This window comes from Dyadobacter endophyticus, assembly GCF_014641595.1.
Taxonomy (GTDB): Bacteria; Bacteroidota; Bacteroidia; order Cytophagales; family Spirosomataceae; genus Dyadobacter; species Dyadobacter endophyticus.
This window is the reverse complement of the sequence record NZ_BMIA01000002.1, coordinates 1,742,611-1,760,485: the sequence shown is the minus strand read 5'-3', so window position 1 is coordinate 1,760,485 and position 17,875 is coordinate 1,742,611. Positions and strand designations below refer to the sequence as shown.

Here is a 17,875-nt window from a genome sequence, read left to right as displayed (position 1 = left end):
ATTATTTCAATCATGAAAAAGACAATCAGCATAAATATAGGCGGCATTATCTTCCACATCGAGGAGGATGGCTACGAGAAACTGAAAGGATATCTCGCCTCTATCCAGAAGTATTTTTCTTCGTTTGCGGATAGCAAGGAGATCCTTTCGGACATTGAGGGCAGGATTGCAGAGCGGTTTCTGAACAAACAAAAAGCGGAGAACAAGCAGGTGATCTCGTTGTCGGACGTCGACGAGCTGATCGCCGCAATGGGTACCGTGGCCGATTTCGAGGCAATCGAGCAAGCCGAGGATATCCTGGCCGACCCGCTGGAAACGGCTTCGGCGCAAGCTTCCGCACCAAGACAAGAAGCATATACTTCGGCGGCTAATGCACCTAAAACAGAACCTGCAAAGCCTGGCGCACCCCGGAAACTTTACAGAGACCTGCGCAGGAAGCTCCTGGGCGGGGTAGCAGCCGGTCTGGCGCATTACTTTACGGTGGATGCCATCTGGGTTAGGCTTGCATTTCTGTTCGCGGTGATCGGCTTGCCGGCAGGATCGGGCATGCTCGACATGAATGCGGAGGAAATCTTCGGGCCGATTTCGGGCTTTATGGTGCTGGTGTACATTGCCATGTGGGTCGCATTTCCTGGTTCCACTACTTTGGAAGAGGATGCGCATATCAAGAAATTCTACCGCGATCCGGACCGCAAGGTCGTAGGCGGTGTGGCGGCCGGTGTGGCTTCCTATTTCGGGGTGGACCTGGGCGTGGTGCGTTTTCTGTGGGTATTGTCGATCCTGCTGTTCGGAACCGGTTTCCTGATCTACATCGTATTGTGGGTGATTGCTCCTAATGCTAATACGCTTACCGAAAAAATGGAAATGCAGGGGGAGCCTATTACCCTCTCCAATATTGAGTCGAACATCAAGCAGAGCCTCAATTTGGAAGAAAGAGGGGGAGAAGAGCATGTAGTTACCAAGATATTGTTGTTGCCTTTCCGGGCCATCGGGCTGGTTGTGGCGGCGCTGGGGAGGCTCCTCAGGGGTCTCGGGCCGATTTTAAGGGTGCTGATCGGGGCATTTCTGATCGGGATGTCGGCACTTGGGTTATTAGGGATCGTGATTGCGGCGGGTGTAGCGCTGGGCCTTACCAGCGTCGGAGCATTCGATGACTTGCCGATCCCGATGCTGATTTACCAGGAATTACCCGAAATATTAATCCTCTCAGGTATCCTGGTGGCGGCTATTCCTTTGGTAACGTTCCTTCTGCTGGGCCTTACATTGATTTCCAACAAAAAGATCGTCGGCGGAAGCGTGTGGCTGACATTGCTGGGCCTCTGGATCGTCGGCGTGATCGGAGCCACTGTCGGTGGGGTCAATTACCAGCGGAACTTTGCCAAAAGAAGTGAAGTGACTGAAATGGCATATTATGCCGTTCCACGGGGTACATTGACTTTGGATTACAACTATTTATACGATGAGGAGAATATTGATGTAGATGTACGATTGGCCGGCTTCAATGGCGGTGACAGTATTAAACTTGAAAAGACACTACGTGCAAGAGGCCGCTCGAAAGCAGATGCGGAGAAGAATGCGAAGGAAATCCAGTACAGCCCGCAGTTCCGCGACTCGGTGTTCGTACTTACAGAAGGCCCTGTGCTTTCCAGCCGCTCACGGTTCCGCGATCAGGAGATAGACCTGACGGTGAGTGTGCCTTATAACAAGCCTTTTGCTATGAAAAGGGATTTTTATCACCAGCTGAACGACTGGGAGAGCAGCCAGCAGAACATCAAAAAATATGACCTGCACGATGCCGACGATATCACCTGGAACAAGCTCGTGTGGGTTATGCGCCGCGATTCGGGACTTGTTTGCACCAATATCCCTTTGAAATACATCCGTAGTGAAAACAACGAAGGCGATCAGGGCGGCTATTCTTTTGAATACAACGACAACAGCGACCTGGAACTGGGCGAGCGCGGCAATTACAGTAAGCAATTCCCGGTTTCGGATTTCAAAAAAGTGGATATCGGCGGGGCCTATTCGATCATCATCCGCCAGGGCAGTGAATACGGTGTAACGGCCGATTCGGACAACCAGGAGAATATCGATGATATCAAAGTAGTGGTAGAAGACGGTGTGCTGCGCGTGAAACGTACCCGCGAGTTTAACCTCTTCGACCATGAAAAATGGGAACGCGTAGGCATCGTGATTACCATGCCGACGATTGAGAACCTGTCGCTTTCCGGAGCCAATAAAACATTGGTAACCGAGTTCAAAGATTTGCCCAAGCTGAACGTAGATATTTCGGGTGCTTCCAAAACCGAGCTGAATGTGTTCGCAGATCAATTGTCTGTTAATGTCTCGGGGGCTTCGAAAGCCACGCTGAGAGGTTCGGCGAAGTCGGCCAAGCTCGACGCACATGGCGCCTGCCGGGTTACAGCCACCGAAATGAATATCCAGAACGCGGATGTGAATGCGTCGGGCGCCTCGAAAGTGGAGCTGAGCCATGTGCCTAACCTGAATAAACACGCAAGCGGGGCCAGCAAAATCAACGTCCAGTAAAATTTTGAATGCCGGTGCAACGTCGCCGGCATTCTTTTCATCTTTTCGGAAAATCTAACTTGTTAAACCATGAAAAGAACGCAACTATTCCTTATTGCTGCCCTTCTAATCACCGCATTGTCGTGCCAGGTATCCGCGCAGGGAACTCGTAAGTTCTCCGTGTCGGGCTTTACCCGACTTGCTATGGGCAGCGCATTCAAAATAGATGTAAAGCAGGGAAGCAGTTTCAGTGTAACGGCAACCGGCCGTTCCGAGGATCTGGACGATATGGAGTCGGCTGTGAAAGGCAGTACCCTGCATTTGGGTTATAAAAACAATGGCTGGAACAAGAACCGCAAGACCGTCGATATCAGCATTACCATGCCGGCTCTCGAAGGCGTTGACTTTTCGGGTGCTTCCAAAGCCAATGTGGCCCGTTTCAGCGGTGTGAAAAACATGGAGATCGAAGTTTCCGGCGCATCGCAGGTCACCATGAGCCTTGCTTCCCCGAAAGTAGCCGTTGATCTTTCGGGTGCCTCGTCGCTCACGCTCACTGGCGAAGGCGATGTGCTTACCGGCGACGTTTCGGGAGCGTCATCATTCAAAGGCCGCGATTTCTCGGCCAAAACCGTCAATATAGATGCCTCGGGCGCCAGCAGCGCCGCCGTAGTTGCAAGCAATACCGTGAATGCCGAAGCGAGCGGAGCCAGCAGCATTCGTTACTCGGGCGGCGCGAAGGATATCCATTCCAGTACATCCGGCGCAAGCTCCGTCAAAAGAGAGTAAGACAACCATTTAATATTCACCATGAACTACAAAAAAGGTCCGCGATTGCGGGCCTTTTTTGTAGTTCATGGGCATTTGTAACGGAATGTCGTGGACTCTGTCTGTCCTATTTCTTCTCCCGTCCACGTGCTGGCAGACGATTCGGGCAGACCCTCGACATTGTAGACATAACTGGATTTGGTTTCGTAGTTGCTGGTGATCTGAATGCCGTTGTATTTCTTTCCTGTAATATTGTTGACGCTAGTCGATATTGGTAAAGTCCGCAGGAGCTCAGGTATGCCTTTGAATTTAGTGGGAATGGTACTTTCGGGATTTAGGCGGTCGTCGAAGGTGTAATCCTGGGTGTAAACCGGTTTGTTATTTACGGTGTATTCAATGCGGGTCAGGTTGCCTTTGGCGTCGTAGGTATAATTGAAACGGTAGTTACGGCCAATCTGGGCGGTTCGGTTACCCTTGTCATCATATTCTTCTGTAAATTGTAGCTGATCGGCGGTGTTTGTAGTCACGGCTGAGGCGAGTATTCCATTTTTATAAGTTGAGACGGTTTTTCCCAAAGGATTGGTTTCTATCGCGGAAACGGGATTGCCCTGACTGTCGTAGGTATAGGTTTTAGTGTAATTAAAAGTCTGGTCGAGGAGGATTTCACCGTTCCCCCGTAGACGTTTGGCGACCAGTATATTCACCAGTTTAACCCGGCCCGATTCATATTTATATTCGGATGTCTCACTCGTTTCATCCGCGAAATTTTCAAATTTCCTCCCTTCATAGGTAGTGGCCCGTACGCCCTCCCCCCAGTGGATATTGATGATTTTCATCACTTTTTGAGTCAGGAAACCTTCGGAATCATATGCGAATGTAAAATTGATCTGATTGTCATTGGTCCACAAAATGGCATCTGATATATTACTTCGTCCCTCGGATTTGTCAAACCTCCTCGCTGCCGTCATTTGTTTCTGGTCGTTCCAGCCTATCTCATTTCCATAACTGGTTTTCTCATTGACGGACGGCCTTTCACCTGTAACAGTTTTACCCAAATAGAGGCACTGGTCAGGGGCTACGGTGTCGGAAGCTTTTTTGGAACAGGAAACGGCAAGTGTAAACAGACTGACGAAGGCAACACTTTGAATAAAAATACGCATAGTAGGGATTAAGGACTTGTTTACAGCGAAAGTTCAGGAAAGTTGTAAGTAACTGATATTAACTTTAACAATTTGGGATAAATCAGTTTCTTTTACAACTTGCATCACTCAACACGCATTACTGACATCACACATGAGCCGAAAAATTCTACTAGCCCTTGCATTGTTCCTGACAACGTTTAATCAGTTGGCGACGGGACAAGGACGCTCCAAGTTCGGGGGGCGCTATACCGATCCGTTCGGGGTATTGAGCGTCACGGCCGGGGTTGGTGTGGCTTATTATATGGGTGATTTGAATGATGGTGTGAATTTAAAGCACCTTGGGCTGGGCCCTTCTGTCTCGCTCGGCGCGCTGTACCGGCTTACCGAACATGTGAGCGCACGCGGGGAGCTGCGTTTTTATCAAGTTTCCGGGGATCAGAAGTATTCCAAAAACTACCAGAATAACCTTTCATTCAAGACATTCAATCCGGACATTAACCTGGGATTGCAGGCGGATCTGTTTGCATACAATCGGCAAGCGCCCATCAATCCATACCTTTTTGGAGGCGTGGGAGTTACCTACCTGAGCCCGAAAGCGAAACTCGGCGGCACCTGGTACAGCCTGCCGGAGCTCACGACCGAGGGCGTAAAATACAAGCGAATGCCGCTGGTGTTCACCGGCGGCATTGGGGTTTCGGTTAAGACCACCCAAAGGCTGAGCGTCGGCCTTGAACTCTGCAATAACTTCGTTAGATCCGATTACCTCGACGACGTGAGCACCGTTTATCCCAACCCCGACCAGCTGCCCAGCGACATTGCGCGCGCGCTCTCCGATCGTTCTTCTGAAATCGGCGAGCCATTGCGACAGCCGGGATGGAACCGCGGTAGTGCCAAAAGCAAAGACAGCTATTTATTTTTCCAGGTACGCGCTACGTACCTGATCGGCAACCGCGCCCAGGCCATTGAGCGCAAAAAGACCCGATGCCCCAAGTTTTAAATCATTTCAAAACCAACATGCTGAAACCGAAAAAGCCCCATCAATCCGAAGTAACCATGACCGAAATGGTGCTTCCCAACGATACCAATACACTCAATAACCTGATGGGGGGGAGGCTGCTGCACTGGATGGATATTTGCGCGGCTATTTCGGCGCAGAAGCATTCGAACCGCATTGTGGTAACGGCCTCGGTGGATAATGTCTCGTTTACGGAGCCAATCCGCCTGGGTAACATCGTGACGATGCACGCCAAGGTTACCCGTGCATTCAACTCTTCGATGGAGGTTTTCCTCGAAGTGTGGGCGGAGGATATTCCGGCAGGTCAGCGGGTGAGTACCAACCGCGCATTCTACACTTTCGTGGCGGTGGACCAAAATGGCCGGCCTATCGAAGTGCCGCCGCTGGAACCGGAGACAGACGAGGAAAATGAGTTGTACCTCAGCGCCCTTCGTCGTCGCCAGTTGCGCCTTGTACTGGCCGGACGCCTGAATGCAGCCGAAGCCACCGAACTGAAAGCGCTTTTTAAGGTGGAATAAGGCGGTAGGCACGGCATAATTTGGTAATTTTGCGGCATTAACTCTTGTCAACTATGCCCAAGCAAATCATATTTTCAGATAAAGCACCGGCCCCCATTGGTCCTTACAGCCAGGCTGTTAAAGTAAATGGTACTGTGTACGTTTCAGGGCAAATCGCTGCCGAGCTGGCGAAGTCCGGGGATATTAAGGCAGAAACCGGGATGGTCATGCAAAATATCGGGCATATCCTGGGAGCGGCAGGTCTTGGGTTTCATAATGTGGTGAAAGCCAGTATTTTCCTCCGCGATATGAACGACTTCACCGCTGTAAACGAAATCTACGGCGGCTTTTTTACGAAAGATCCTCCCGCCCGCGAGACCGTACAGGTAGCGCGCTTGCCGAAGGACGTTAACGTTGAAATATCGGTTGTTGCGGTCGAGTGACGCGGGTGAATAACACCTGACAAATACCATTGAACTTAATTTTTTGAATAAATGAATAACAAACCTGTCAGGGTGCGTTTTGCGCCTAGCCCTACCGGTCCGCTGCATGCGGGCGGTGTGCGTACGGCCCTGTATAACTACCTGTTTGCACGCCAGCAAGGCGGCCAGATGCTGCTTCGCATCGAAGATACCGACCAGAACCGCTACGTTCCGGGCGCCGAGGCATACATTCTGGAAGCGCTGGAGTGGCTGGGTATTGAAATAGATGAAGGCCCGCAGCAAGGCGGACCGCACGCGCCTTACCGGCAATCGGAAAGAAAAGAAATGTACCGCGAATATGCGGAAAGGCTCGTTCAGGAAGGGAAAGCATATTATGCTTTCGATACGCCCGAACAGCTGGACGATATGCGTAAGCGCCTGGAGGCTGCCAAAGTAGCTGCCGTGCAATACAATGCGATCACACGCACCGAAATGACCAACTCGCTCACGCTCTCGGCAGAGGAAACCAAAGCACGCCTCGAAAGTGGCGATCCCTATGTGATCCGGATGAAGATCAGCCCGAAGGAGGATATCCGTTTCAACGACCTGATCCGTGGCTGGGTGGTAGTGCATTCGTCCCAGATCGATGATAAAGTGCTTTTGAAATCGGATGGAATGCCCACTTACCATTTGGCCAACATCGTGGACGACCATTTGATGGGCATTACCCACGTGATCCGCGGCGAAGAATGGCTGCCGTCGGCTCCGCTGCACGTACTGCTATACCGCTACCTGGGCTGGGAAAGCACCATGCCGCAGTTCGCGCATTTGCCGCTGCTCCTCAAACCGGATGGTAACGGAAAGCTCTCGAAACGCGACGCCGACCTGGGTGGCTTCCCGATCTTCCCATTGGAATGGACCGACCCAAATACCGGCGATAAAGCCCGTGGCTTCCGCGAAGAAGGTTATCTACCCGGCGCTACTGCCAACTTTCTGGCATTGCTCGGCTGGAACGCAGGTACCGAGCAGGAGATTTTCAGCATGGATGAGCTCATTGCCTCATTCAGCTTCGAGCGCGTGCATAAAGCGGGCGCGAGGTTCGATATCCAGAAGGCAAACTGGTTCAACCAACAATATCTGAAACAACTGGACGATGCCGCCATTATTGAGCAATTGAAACCGTTGTATAGCGCAAAAGGCATTAATGTAAACGACGATCAGCTCGTGCAGATCGTACATTTGCTGAAAGACCGCGTACACTTCGTTAAAGAGATCGTGTCGGAATCGCTCTTTTTGTTTGCGGCGCCGGAGGAGTTCGACCAGGATGTGGTGATCAAGAAATGGAACGAAGAGGCCGTGAACGCAATCGGAGGTTTCAAAGAGGCGCTGGCTGGTTTTGAAGGAAATTTCGTAGCTCACGATATTAAGGAAGTGCTGTCCGCGACCATGGAATCGCTGGGTATCAAAATGGGCAAGATCATGCAGGCATTGCGACTTGCAGTGACCGGTGCAGGTGCTGGCCCGGATTTGATGATCATCATGGAAATACTCGGAAAGGACGAGGTCGTGAGAAGGCTCGAAACAGCACTCAGCCGTTTGTCAGCCCAAATAAGGCTGGCATAAGGCAGCACAGACCGCAGGATCAAATTACATTGGCACGGCGGGGATCATTGCATATTTTCGTAACAAGTGAATAACGGACCGCGCTGCGGCCCATTGGCATCAAACACATGGCTAAGAAAAAACAATCGGAAACGTCCAAGCCTGCACCGGAAAAACCACGCGTGCACAAAGACCTGGAAGGTTTTGATATCCAGATCAACTCTTTCGGTGAGATCACCACGAGCTTTGATATGGACCGTATCAATGAATTTTTGAATAAAAATGTGGATGACAAAAAACTCCGTGACCGCGAGGATATCCCTGGTCGGAAAACCCGGAAATCAAAGAAAAAGACTTCCGAGGAAGAAGAGGAGGAGGAAGAATAGCAGGCTGCAATCGTTTTGACCAACCTATAAAACCTTTTACGAAAAAATGATCTCACACGAAATCGATTACAAAATCATCGGCGACGACATCCAGGTCGTTGAAATCGAATTAGATCCGAACGAAACCGTGATCGCCGAAGCGGGTGCTATGCTTTTTATGGAAGACGGCATTCAGTTCGAAACCAAAATGGGTGATGGCTCGGAAGCGAACCAGAGCATTATGGGCAAGATTTTTCAGGCAGGAACCCGCCTGATTACCGGCGAATCGCTGTTTATGACGCATTTCACCAACCGGGGCGTTGGTAAAAAGAAAGTGGCATTCTCGGCGCCTTATCCGGGAACGGTTATGCCGATCGACTTGTCCAAAATCTATGGCAACGAGCTGATCGTGCAGAAAGACGGTTTCCTTTGCGCAGCCATGGGTACCAGCATGAAAATCCATTTCAACCAGCGTTTCGGATCGGGATTGTTTGGCGGGGAAGGTTTTATACTACAAAAGCTGAAAGGCGATGGGATGGCATTCGTACATGCGGGTGGCGTGGTGATGGAAAAACAGCTGAATAATGAAACGCTGCGCGTCGATACCGGCTGCGTGGTGGCGTTTGAGCAATCGCTGAGCTTTGATATCCAACGTTCGGGCGGTCTGAAATCGATGGTCTTTGGTGGGGAAGGGATGTTCCTGGCCACATTGCGCGGTACCGGCCGTTGCTGGGTGCAGTCGATGCCGATTTCTAAACTGATCCAGCGACTTTCAGTTGGAGGGCCAAATGCAAGGAAAGAAAGCGGTTCGGTAATCGGAGGCTTGGGAAGCCTGTTCGAAGATTAAAATATTCATGTCACGCTGAGCGAAGCGCGGAACTGTACCGCACTTCGCTCAGCGTGGCATTTTTTTACTTCAAAATATAAACACCTTTGCCCGCCCCGAGCCAGATTTCGCCCGACGGGCTCTGGTTGATGGCAAATATGCCGCCGCTCTCCTCAAGATCTTTCAGCTCCCATTTCCCGTTCCGGAAAACGCCATATTCTTTATCGTCCCAAAACGCGGCCCAGATCCGGTTATCGCGATCGGCGAAGACCTGTTGAGTCATGTACGACTTTTTATTCTCGTCCGGGAGATTGATAACCTGGGTCGATTGTCCGTTGAACCTGAAAATCTGCGGGCGACCGGGCACAATGGTACTGGATAGCCCGTAATTGATAGAAGCCAGCAAGTCATTGTTTTTGTCGATCACGATGTTGCCGTAGTAGTACGGATTAAAACCGAGTTCTTTTTCTCCGAAAATGTCCCATTTACCGTCGCTGATACGCACAATCGAGGTAGCGGTAACCCCATCGTTGAGCGCAACCCAAACAGTATTTTTCTGATCGATGGCAATGCCTGCTATCAGATTGCCCGGAAGTTTGGAATTCTCCGGCGTGAATGCGGTAAAGCGGCTGCCATCATATTTGACCAAACCGCCCTGCCGGGAAGCACCTGCCGAAAACCACACATTATCGGCCCCGTCGATAGCCAGCGAGCGCACCGCATTGCGCGGCAGGTTGTACAGCCCCGACTCGTACCGCGTAAATTTCGAGCCGTCATATTTGATCAGCGCGTCGGTTCCGAGCCAGACGTTTCCCTTTTTATCAACTTCAATGTCCCAGATGGCTGCTTTGTTCAAGATAGAGTTGGTAGAATCAAAAACGGCGATGCTCGTGCCGCTATGCCGGATGAGCCCCTGGCTAAGCGTTCCGAGCCACGCGGTGCCCTTCGCGTCGAAAGCGATGGAAATGATGTGGTAGTCTTGCAGGTTGGCGCCGGAAATTTGAAGCGGGACGGGGCTCTCGCTGGTTTTACAGGCATTAATCAGGAGCGCGAAGAGAAAAAGGGGTAATAATCTTTTCATAGCATCAAAATTTGCGGTTTCAAGAACGGGGAATCGTTTTTATGGACACGCCGGGTTCGGGAATAGTTGGAAGCTGTTGATTATTAGTAAGATATATGTTGTATTAATAGAAAACAACGCTTTGTGCACTCGTTTTGCCAGCGGATGTCATTTGAAGGATATATTTTCCGGCGGGTAATGCGTAACGCGGACGAACAGATAGCAGCCCTACCGCTTCACGTGCCGATGTTTGAATAGGATGTTCACGCCCGGCCGCGTCAAAAAGGCGGCAGGTAACTCCCATGTCGACGGTGGGAACAATGTAAAATTGCTGCTGCGTAACGGGGTTAGGAAAAACGGTCCACGGAGCGGGGGCACCATCGCGAAATAGTGTTACGATAGTCGAATAGGCAATCGTGCCATTACCATACACCATTTTTATTCTGTAAAAAATAGTCCCGCTGCCTGGATTGTTGTCTGTGAAGGCAAATACTCCCGATGCGTCGGGCGCTGGCGCAGGGAAGCTTTCAACATTGGTGTATTGCAGACCATCGGTCGTTTTCTGGACGGTCATGGACGTGAGGCCGGGTGCCGGTGCCACGGCCCAGGATACATGAATAGCGCTGCCCGTATTTCGCACGCCGATGGTATTGACGTATTTAATCGTCCTCGACGAGCGTTCCACGTAAATTGGCTGGGAGACGCCGCCGGGCAGGATTGGATTGAGGCCTGCGAGCCGGATGTAGTACTTCCCGTCACCGATGTCCGAAGGCATTTGTATTTTAAATGGACTGCCGGTGCCTGTGCCCACATTGGCAACGAACTGCCCTTGGGCATCCAGCAGCTCGGCTATGATTTGCAATGCAGCGGGTGCATTGCCGGTGATCATGAAGGGAAGGCTGAACGTCGCGCCCGGATACACGCGTGCGGGCGTCACGCCTGCGTGTAATGCGTATGAGGGCTGCAAAGGAATGGTCTTCGCCACGGCAGTGTCGGCCAGGCTCCTGTTCCAGGCTGTGGCCGCCAGCGTAAGTCCCTGAACGCCGCCGGGTACATTTTCAAAATGTGCGGAAGTGGGGCGTGGTATCTGGATGGTGTCCAGGTAGGGACCCTGGAACGCATTGAAACCGCGCTGGGCTATCAAGCGGTTTTGCGCATTCAGAATGGGCAAGTAGGGATCCTTTTGCTGATTACTGGCGGAGTTGCGTGCAATGTACCAGGCAATATTGTACCCCGAATCCCTGCGGCTATTCTGGATGAGCGTCCGGATACCATCGAAATATTGTGCTTCGGTGAAGCCCAACTGCGCATCATTCTCACCGTGCGCCCACAGTACCGCCCTTACGCCGGTGAGTGAAGTCAGGTAGCGCATCGTGTTGACGATATTGCTGTAAGGCTGCCGGTTGGGCCAGAATTTTCCTACATACAAATTATAAGCATCCTTTCCGGAAGCTGCATCTCGGTAGTTTTCCGCATTAGCGGCTGCCCAGGCGGCATTGAAAAACAATACCGGTGTTCTCCATCTTTGGAATAACAAATCCCCCAGCTCACCCCAATACCACGAAGTTTCGCCATTCGGGAAAACGTTGCTGCCGCTTTTCAGTGGTTCGAAGCGTGGAGCCGGCATAGGGCCGTCGGGGGCTATGGTAATGTTTTCGTTGTTGAGGGTTTTGTTGAGCGCATTGAAGGATACTATATTGGAAGAGGCGTCTTTTGCACCGAGGCCGCGCAGGCCCATTGCATTGGAATTGCCGGTTACGAGGAACACTTCACCCACGCCCACTCGGTCCACCACCGCTGAATCAGTTATGCCGTTGGCGGTAGTGCCGGTTAGTTCGAGGCGGTACCAGCCGGTGCGGGCGATGAATGTTGCATGTAAAAACCCCTGGGCCAACTGATTTGAATCAAACTGTCTTTCCTGCACGACGTTCTCATTGCCTTCGATGGGGATCAATGCGGCGTTGACCCGGGTATAGGGGTAATGCGCATAGGCAGTTACTGAAATGGAGGCCGTGCCCGATGCATTGCGCTGCATTACCTGGTTTGATACCGGGTTGGTAACGACCAGCTGCCCATGCACAATGCCGGTGATCAGGCATAGCAGGACTATCCTGAAACATAAACGGCACCGGGTGGCAACACAACTCCTTTCCGACATTTACAAATCGCTTTGGTAAACTTAGGCTGTGAATATAAGAGAAAATGACTTTCGGGGCGGGGCTCAGTTGTAAGAACGAAAAAAGCCGGCCCTCAGATGAGCGCCGGCTTTTATAAAGCAGATAAGAAATTATTGCTGGTAACCCGGGTTCTGAGGTTTCAGGTTCGGATTGTTTCTCATTTCCTGGATACCCAACGGGAACAACAGGTGTTTTTCCTGCAATGCAGCACCACCGCTCACGTTCATGTTTTTGTGGCCCACGAAGTTGTCGAAAGTTTTGCTCGCCTCAACGAACACCTTACGCAAACGTACCATGTCGAACCAGGTAATGCCTTCGTAAGCAAATTCATACCAACGCTCGCGCCAAACCGCTTCTTTGAAAGAAGCAGGAGTGAATGTGCCGATTGCCGGAGTTTTCAGCTTGGCACGGTCACGGATGGCTTTGAATGCATCGTAGGCTTCCTGATCAACAGTACCCAATTCCGCCTGTGCTTCTGCATACATAAGTAGTACGTCGGCATAGCGCATCTGGTTTACGTTCAGGTTGTTCAAACGGGTAGGCGTAATGCCCGGTCCGCCCAACGCAGCGATGTTGAAGTACTTGAACACGTAAGGAGCGCCCAATTCAAATTTATCGCCGGTACCATTGGTATAGTAGCTGGTGTAGAACCAGCCGTCCTGATCTTTGGTACGAAGGTCGCCTGTCTCGTATGAGTTGTAGAACGACAATGTAGGCACTGTGCTGCCGGTTCCGGAAGGTCCCGAGTAGGTTACCGCTTTGAAGTTCGGGAAGAAATCGTTCAGCGGGAAACCTGCCACCGCGGTGTTGTACTGAATCTGGAACAGGTGCTCCATGCGGTTTTTCAGTTTCTCATCGTGCAACTCCTTATAAGTAGCGAACAGGCCCAGGGTAGAAGGGTTAGCCTTCGCATATTTGATTACTTCAAGCGCTTTGTCCGCTGCCAGCTTGTAATGCGACTGTCCCTTCGACAAAGGAAAACCTGCCATTGTCAGGTATACTTTCGCCAGGTAAGCCTTCACCGCCATTTTTGACACACGTCCATTGGTGTTGAAATCAGCAAAACCGGCAGCTTCGGCAGCTTGGAGGTCTTCGACGATCAATTTGTAAACTTCCTCCTGAGGTGTTCTTGCAGCGAAGAAGTCCTCGGACTCGGCCGTCTGTGGCTTGGTGATCAAAGGCACATCGCCCCACAACCTTACCGCATAGAAGTAAGCCCATGCACGAAGGAAGCGTGCTTCGCCGAGCAGTCTCACTTTCTGAGATTCGTTGGCAGCCGGGAACTGGATACCCGGGATCTTTTCGATTGCCAGGTTCGCATTCGCGATCACACGGTACAAGCCGTTCCACCAGTTGCTGATGTGCCCTGTGTTACCGTCGTAAATGAGGGCGTACAAGTTGTTCAGGTCGGAGTTCTGGCCTGTTTCGGTGGTAGCGGTACCGGTAGGGGCTTCGAGCATTTGCCAGTTGGCTGAGAAGATACCCGCACCATCGCCGAAGAAACGCGTATCCGCATAAGTAGCTGCAATGGCCGCTTCCGCGTGGTCAGGGATGGTGTAGAAGGTATCCGGTTGAAGGTTCGACGGATCCTGCTCATCGAGGAAATCGGAGCAGGCTGTCGGTCCCAGCAGGATCGCTCCGCAGAGCAAAAGTTGATAGAATTTTTTGTTATTAAGTTTCATGCTGAATGTCATTTTGAATAGAACAACGGTCCCGTTGATTAGAATGCAACCTGAATACCTCCCAGGAACGTGGTTGGTTTAGGATAGCTGTGCCAGATCATACCTTGTGAGAATACGTTGTCGGCATCGCCACCGCGGATAGGGGTTTGCTCTGGGTCGCCGAACGGATACTTACTGATGATAAAGAAGTTCTGAGCAGAAACATAAAGTCTCAGTTTGCTCATTTTCAACTTGCTGGCAATTTCCGATGGGATGTTGTAACCCAGCAGCAGGTTGCGGCCACGGATGAACGATCCGTCGAAGATCCAGCGGGTGTCCACGTTGGTTACGTAACCAGCTTTGGTATCGCGGATTTGAGCGATCGGCGTGTTCTGGTTTTGAGGAGTCCATGCATCCAGCACGGTCGCGTAGCTGTTAGCCAATGCCTGGCGGTCTTCGCTGGCGTGCAGGTTCATGTCCATCAGGTCGTTTCCATACGAGAATTGCAGGTCGAGGGTCAAATCGAAGCCATGGAAACGGATGCTGTTGGAAAGTGATCCCCATCCTTTCGGAGAACCGTTACCGATAATGCCGCGGTCGGCATCGGTGATCGCATTGTCGCCGTTCACGTCTTTGTATTTGATATCACCTGGCAGCATTTTCAGGTTACCACGGTAGCTGGTGAATTTGGCAGCCTGATCGGCCTCAGCTTCGCTCCAAGTTCCCAGACGGGTAAGTCCCCAGAATGCACCTGCCGGTTCGCCGATGCGGATAACGCTGGTTTGGTTGGTGATCGAAGGACCGCCCACTCCGAAGATGTCCGCAGGGGTTGCCAGCGACAATACTTTGTTTCTGTTGAACGAGATATTGAAGCTGGTGTTCCATGAGAAGTTTTGCTTCTCGATGTTAACCGTGTTCAAACCAAATTCGAAACCTTTGTTCTCCATTGAGCCGATGTTACGACGGATGGTCGCGTAGCCGCTTGTACGTGGTACGGGCGCATCTAGGAGCATGTCGGTAGTTTTGCGGTAGTAGTAATCCGCTTCGAGTGAGATTCTGCCTTTCAGGAAGCTGATTTCCAGACCACCGTCGGTTTGTGCTGTTTTTTCCCAGCGCAAATCGTTGTTGGCAAGCCTGTTGATCCCTGTTCCACCGAAACGCGTGTCGCCGTAAATAGTAGCGTAGTTAGACCGCAACAAGCCGAGCGACGAGTATGGAGGAATTTCCGAGTTACCCGTCAGACCGTAGCTGGTACGAACTTTCAAGCTTGAAATGATCGGGTTGCCTTTCAGGAACTCTTCATCAGACACTTTCCAGGCAAGGGCGGCCGACGGGAAGAATGCAAACTTATGGTTATCACCGAATTTCGAAGAACCATCCGCACGGCCTGTCACTGTTACCAGGTATTTGTCGAGCAAGGTATAGTTCAAACGACCGAAGTACGAGTTAAATGCAAAACGCGACGCACCTGACACATATGGGTTGGACGAAGGCGCTACCGATCCCGCACCGAGGTTGTCAAAAGTGTAGTAGTCGGTCGAGAAGTTCTGAGCACCTACACCGGTTGTAGCCACATTCGTTTCCTGCCATGAGATACCGGCAAGAGCATTGATCGAGTGGATGCCGAATGTTTTGTTATAGGTCAACAAGTTTTCCCAAGACCAGAACGTCTCTTTTCTGTTCTCTTTTCTCGCTGTACCCAGTTCACCCGGCGTGAGTGTACGCGTTTGCGACTGGTTAACTTCCTGGTTGATCACGTTAATACCCAGTACCGAACGGAATTCAAGGCCTTTTGCAAGTGTAACGTTTCCGTAGAGGCTACCCAGGGTTGTTTGCGTGTTCAGGTTGAACTTGCGACCGTTCAGACGGTGTACCGAGCTCATAGAACCTTCTGCACCGGGATAGTCGCGGTTGTTGGCATACGTTCCGTCCGGCCATTTCACTGGAAGGAAAGGGAAGTCTTCCACCATCTGGCGAGGCACGGCGTCGTTGATGTCGACCAGGTTTTCGGCCTGGTTGTTGTAGCTCAAAGTACCACCCAGACGTAACCATTTCTTCACCTGGTCGTCGATGCTGAAACGGGTTGAATAACGTTTTAGGTAAGACGTCTTGATCAGACCCTGGTCGTCGCGGTAGTTGAGTGACAACGAGTAGGTTGTTCTTTCGTTACCGCCGCTGAAGCCGAGCTGGTGGTTTTGAGAAACACGGTGCTGAGTCGATTCATCGAACCAGTCGGTGTCGTAGTTGGGCGCAAACGTACCATCCGCACGTTTAGTGAAAACGTCGGGGTGAGCAGCTGCCAATGCGGCACGACGCACCTGCGGATCGTGCGTAACATATTTTTTAGCATCCCAGCCCGCCTTGTCGAACTTCTCCATGTTCTTGTAAGCGAGGTCTTCCACGTCCATATATTGCTGGGCGTTCAATACTTTAGCTCTTTTCGGACCGGCTGTCGGTACGCTCAGGTCGAGGCCGTAGGTTATGGTGCTTTCGCCCGATTTACCTCTTTTGGTTGTGATCATGATCACCCCGTTGGCACCACGCGCACCATAGATCGCCGTCGATGAAGCATCTTTCAACACCTCCACAGACACAATGTCGTTGGGGTTAATGAAGTCGATTGCCTGGCTTTGCTGGTTCTGGTTACCTTGTGGGAGCATTACACCATCCACTACGTACAACGGGTTGTTGGACGAGTTAATGGAGCTGAAACCACGGATACGTACGTTGGCACGGCCACCCGGACGACCCGAGTTGACGTTCACCTGCACACCCGAGATTTTACCCTGCAATGCCTGGTTCAATGAGGGAGCAGGACGCTCTCTCAGCTGTTCTTCTTTGACGGAACCTACGGAACCGGTAAGGTCGGATTTCTTCGCGGTACCGTACCCGATCACGACTACTTCACTAAGTGCCTTAGAGTCGGTAGCTAATGAAACGTCGAGGGAAGTGCGGTTGCCGACAACCACTTCCTGGCTGAGGTAACCTACGAAGCTGAAAACCAGTGTAGCATTATCAGGTACAGAAAGGGTGTAGTTTCCGTCTCCGTCGGTGGTGGTACCAGTGCTGGTGCCTTTCACAACAACGTTCACACCTGGAAGACCATCGTTGGTTTCCTTGTCGGTGATTTTTCCTTTGATCGTTTTGTCAGCACGGATCGTCGTTGTAATGCCGGAGTTGGCGAGGGCTGCGTTCACCAGCAATGGGCTTGCGAGCGCGGGCAGGAGCAATAGAGAGTTACGGATGCTCCTCATTTGGAGCAACCACTGGTGGGTATCGGTATTTTTCATGTAGTAAGGCTTGTTAAACGTTTCTCATGCAGTCTTGGAAAACACGAATTTTAGTCATAGATGTCTGTTCGTTAGGCTTTTGCGTTTTTTGTTTAGTCATAGTTTACGGTTTACAGTTAAAATGTTTCGGTGAGTAGTTAAATAATTATAGTTGGTATTCAATAAATCACATTCCATGAATGCCGCGACTATCCCTGCCAAGGTTTTTGAAATCAAATCATGATCACAAGTCCTGACTGCACTATGTCAATAAGGCAAAAGATAACGTCACGTTTTCTCCGACGGAGGCTGGAATGAATGGCGGACTTTCGGGGCTGCAGCCGATCATCTGCCAGGCAAATGGTTAAAAATAATTGGTGTCGCCAGTTGGCGTTAATAAAAGTCTTTAAGAAAAACGCGTTGCAATATTATAATATTTAACAATAGATTTCGAATAAAGGGGAAGGAAAAATGCAGAATTATTTATGCAAACGTTTGCATTTGAACTGTACAAAATTATCACTATTTGCAATGTATCAGTCAGTTAT

Annotated in this window: 13 protein-coding genes; 8 read left to right on the top strand and 5 right to left on the bottom strand. The window is 51.0% G+C overall.

Annotation, left to right across the window (positions count from 1 at the left end):
* The first annotated feature begins 12 nt into the window (after positions 1–12).
* Positions 13–2,547: a PspC domain-containing protein gene (locus IEY24_RS19445; RefSeq protein ID WP_188935054.1), complete on the top strand. Its 2,535-nt coding sequence runs from the start codon at positions 13–15 to the stop codon at positions 2,545–2,547.
* A gap of 69 nt (positions 2,548–2,616) precedes the next feature.
* The gene (locus IEY24_RS19440) at positions 2,617–3,312 is read left to right on the top strand and encodes a head GIN domain-containing protein (protein WP_188935051.1); all 696 of its coding nucleotides are present in this window, start codon (positions 2,617–2,619) and stop codon (positions 3,310–3,312) included.
* Between the two features lie 65 nt (positions 3,313–3,377).
* Here IEY24_RS19440 and IEY24_RS19435 read toward each other — a convergent pair whose 3' ends face one another.
* Positions 3,378–4,451 (bottom strand): hypothetical protein, encoded by a 1,074-nt coding sequence (locus tag IEY24_RS19435; RefSeq protein ID WP_188935049.1) that lies wholly within the window; start codon positions 4,449–4,451, stop codon positions 3,378–3,380.
* A 133-nt stretch (positions 4,452–4,584) separates the two neighbouring features.
* On the opposite strand from IEY24_RS19435, the gene IEY24_RS19430 reads away from it, so the two are divergent.
* The 6 genes from IEY24_RS19430 to IEY24_RS19405 all read left to right on the top strand — a co-directional run bounded on the left by IEY24_RS19430 (position 4,585) and on the right by IEY24_RS19405 (position 9,181).
* The gene (locus IEY24_RS19430) at positions 4,585–5,430 is read left to right on the top strand and encodes an outer membrane beta-barrel protein (RefSeq protein ID WP_188935047.1); all 846 of its coding nucleotides are present in this window, start codon (positions 4,585–4,587) and stop codon (positions 5,428–5,430) included.
* Between the two features lie 17 nt (positions 5,431–5,447).
* Positions 5,448–5,966 carry an acyl-CoA thioesterase gene (locus IEY24_RS19425; protein WP_090375162.1) on the top strand — a complete coding sequence of 173 codons (519 nt, stop codon included), beginning with the start codon at positions 5,448–5,450 and terminating at the stop codon, positions 5,964–5,966.
* A gap of 53 nt (positions 5,967–6,019) precedes the next feature.
* Entirely contained in the window at positions 6,020–6,388 is a 369-nt protein-coding gene (locus IEY24_RS19420) for a Rid family detoxifying hydrolase (RefSeq protein ID WP_188935045.1), read from the top strand.
* Positions 6,389–6,439: 51 nt separating this feature from the next.
* A complete protein-coding gene (gene gltX / locus IEY24_RS19415; RefSeq protein WP_188935043.1) occupies positions 6,440–7,990 on the top strand; it encodes a glutamate--tRNA ligase in 1,551 nt (516 codons plus the stop codon).
* Positions 7,991–8,097: 107 nt separating this feature from the next.
* Positions 8,098–8,355, top strand: coding sequence for a hypothetical protein (locus IEY24_RS19410; RefSeq protein ID WP_188935041.1), 258 nt, complete (start codon positions 8,098–8,100; stop codon positions 8,353–8,355).
* A gap of 46 nt (positions 8,356–8,401) precedes the next feature.
* Entirely contained in the window at positions 8,402–9,181 is a 780-nt protein-coding gene (locus tag IEY24_RS19405; protein ID WP_188935039.1) for a TIGR00266 family protein, read from the top strand.
* Positions 9,182–9,245: 64 nt separating this feature from the next.
* Here the strand turns inward: IEY24_RS19405 and IEY24_RS19400 are convergent, their stop codons facing one another.
* From IEY24_RS19400 to IEY24_RS19385, 4 genes are all read right to left on the bottom strand, one after another.
* Positions 9,246–10,241, bottom strand: a complete 996-nt coding sequence (locus IEY24_RS19400) for a ligand-binding sensor domain-containing protein (RefSeq protein WP_188935037.1) — start codon at positions 10,239–10,241, stop codon at positions 9,246–9,248.
* A gap of 103 nt (positions 10,242–10,344) precedes the next feature.
* A complete protein-coding gene (locus IEY24_RS19395; protein ID WP_229222634.1) occupies positions 10,345–12,378 on the bottom strand; it encodes a T9SS type A sorting domain-containing protein in 2,034 nt (677 codons plus the stop codon).
* Between the two features lie 129 nt (positions 12,379–12,507).
* Positions 12,508–14,091 (bottom strand): RagB/SusD family nutrient uptake outer membrane protein, encoded by a 1,584-nt coding sequence (locus IEY24_RS19390; RefSeq protein WP_188935035.1) that lies wholly within the window; start codon positions 14,089–14,091, stop codon positions 12,508–12,510.
* A 26-nt stretch (positions 14,092–14,117) separates the two neighbouring features.
* On the bottom strand, positions 14,118–17,348 hold the full coding sequence (locus tag IEY24_RS19385) for a SusC/RagA family TonB-linked outer membrane protein (RefSeq protein ID WP_188935033.1): 3,231 nt from the start codon (positions 17,346–17,348) through the stop codon (positions 14,118–14,120).
* Between the last annotated feature and the right edge of the window lie 527 nt (positions 17,349–17,875).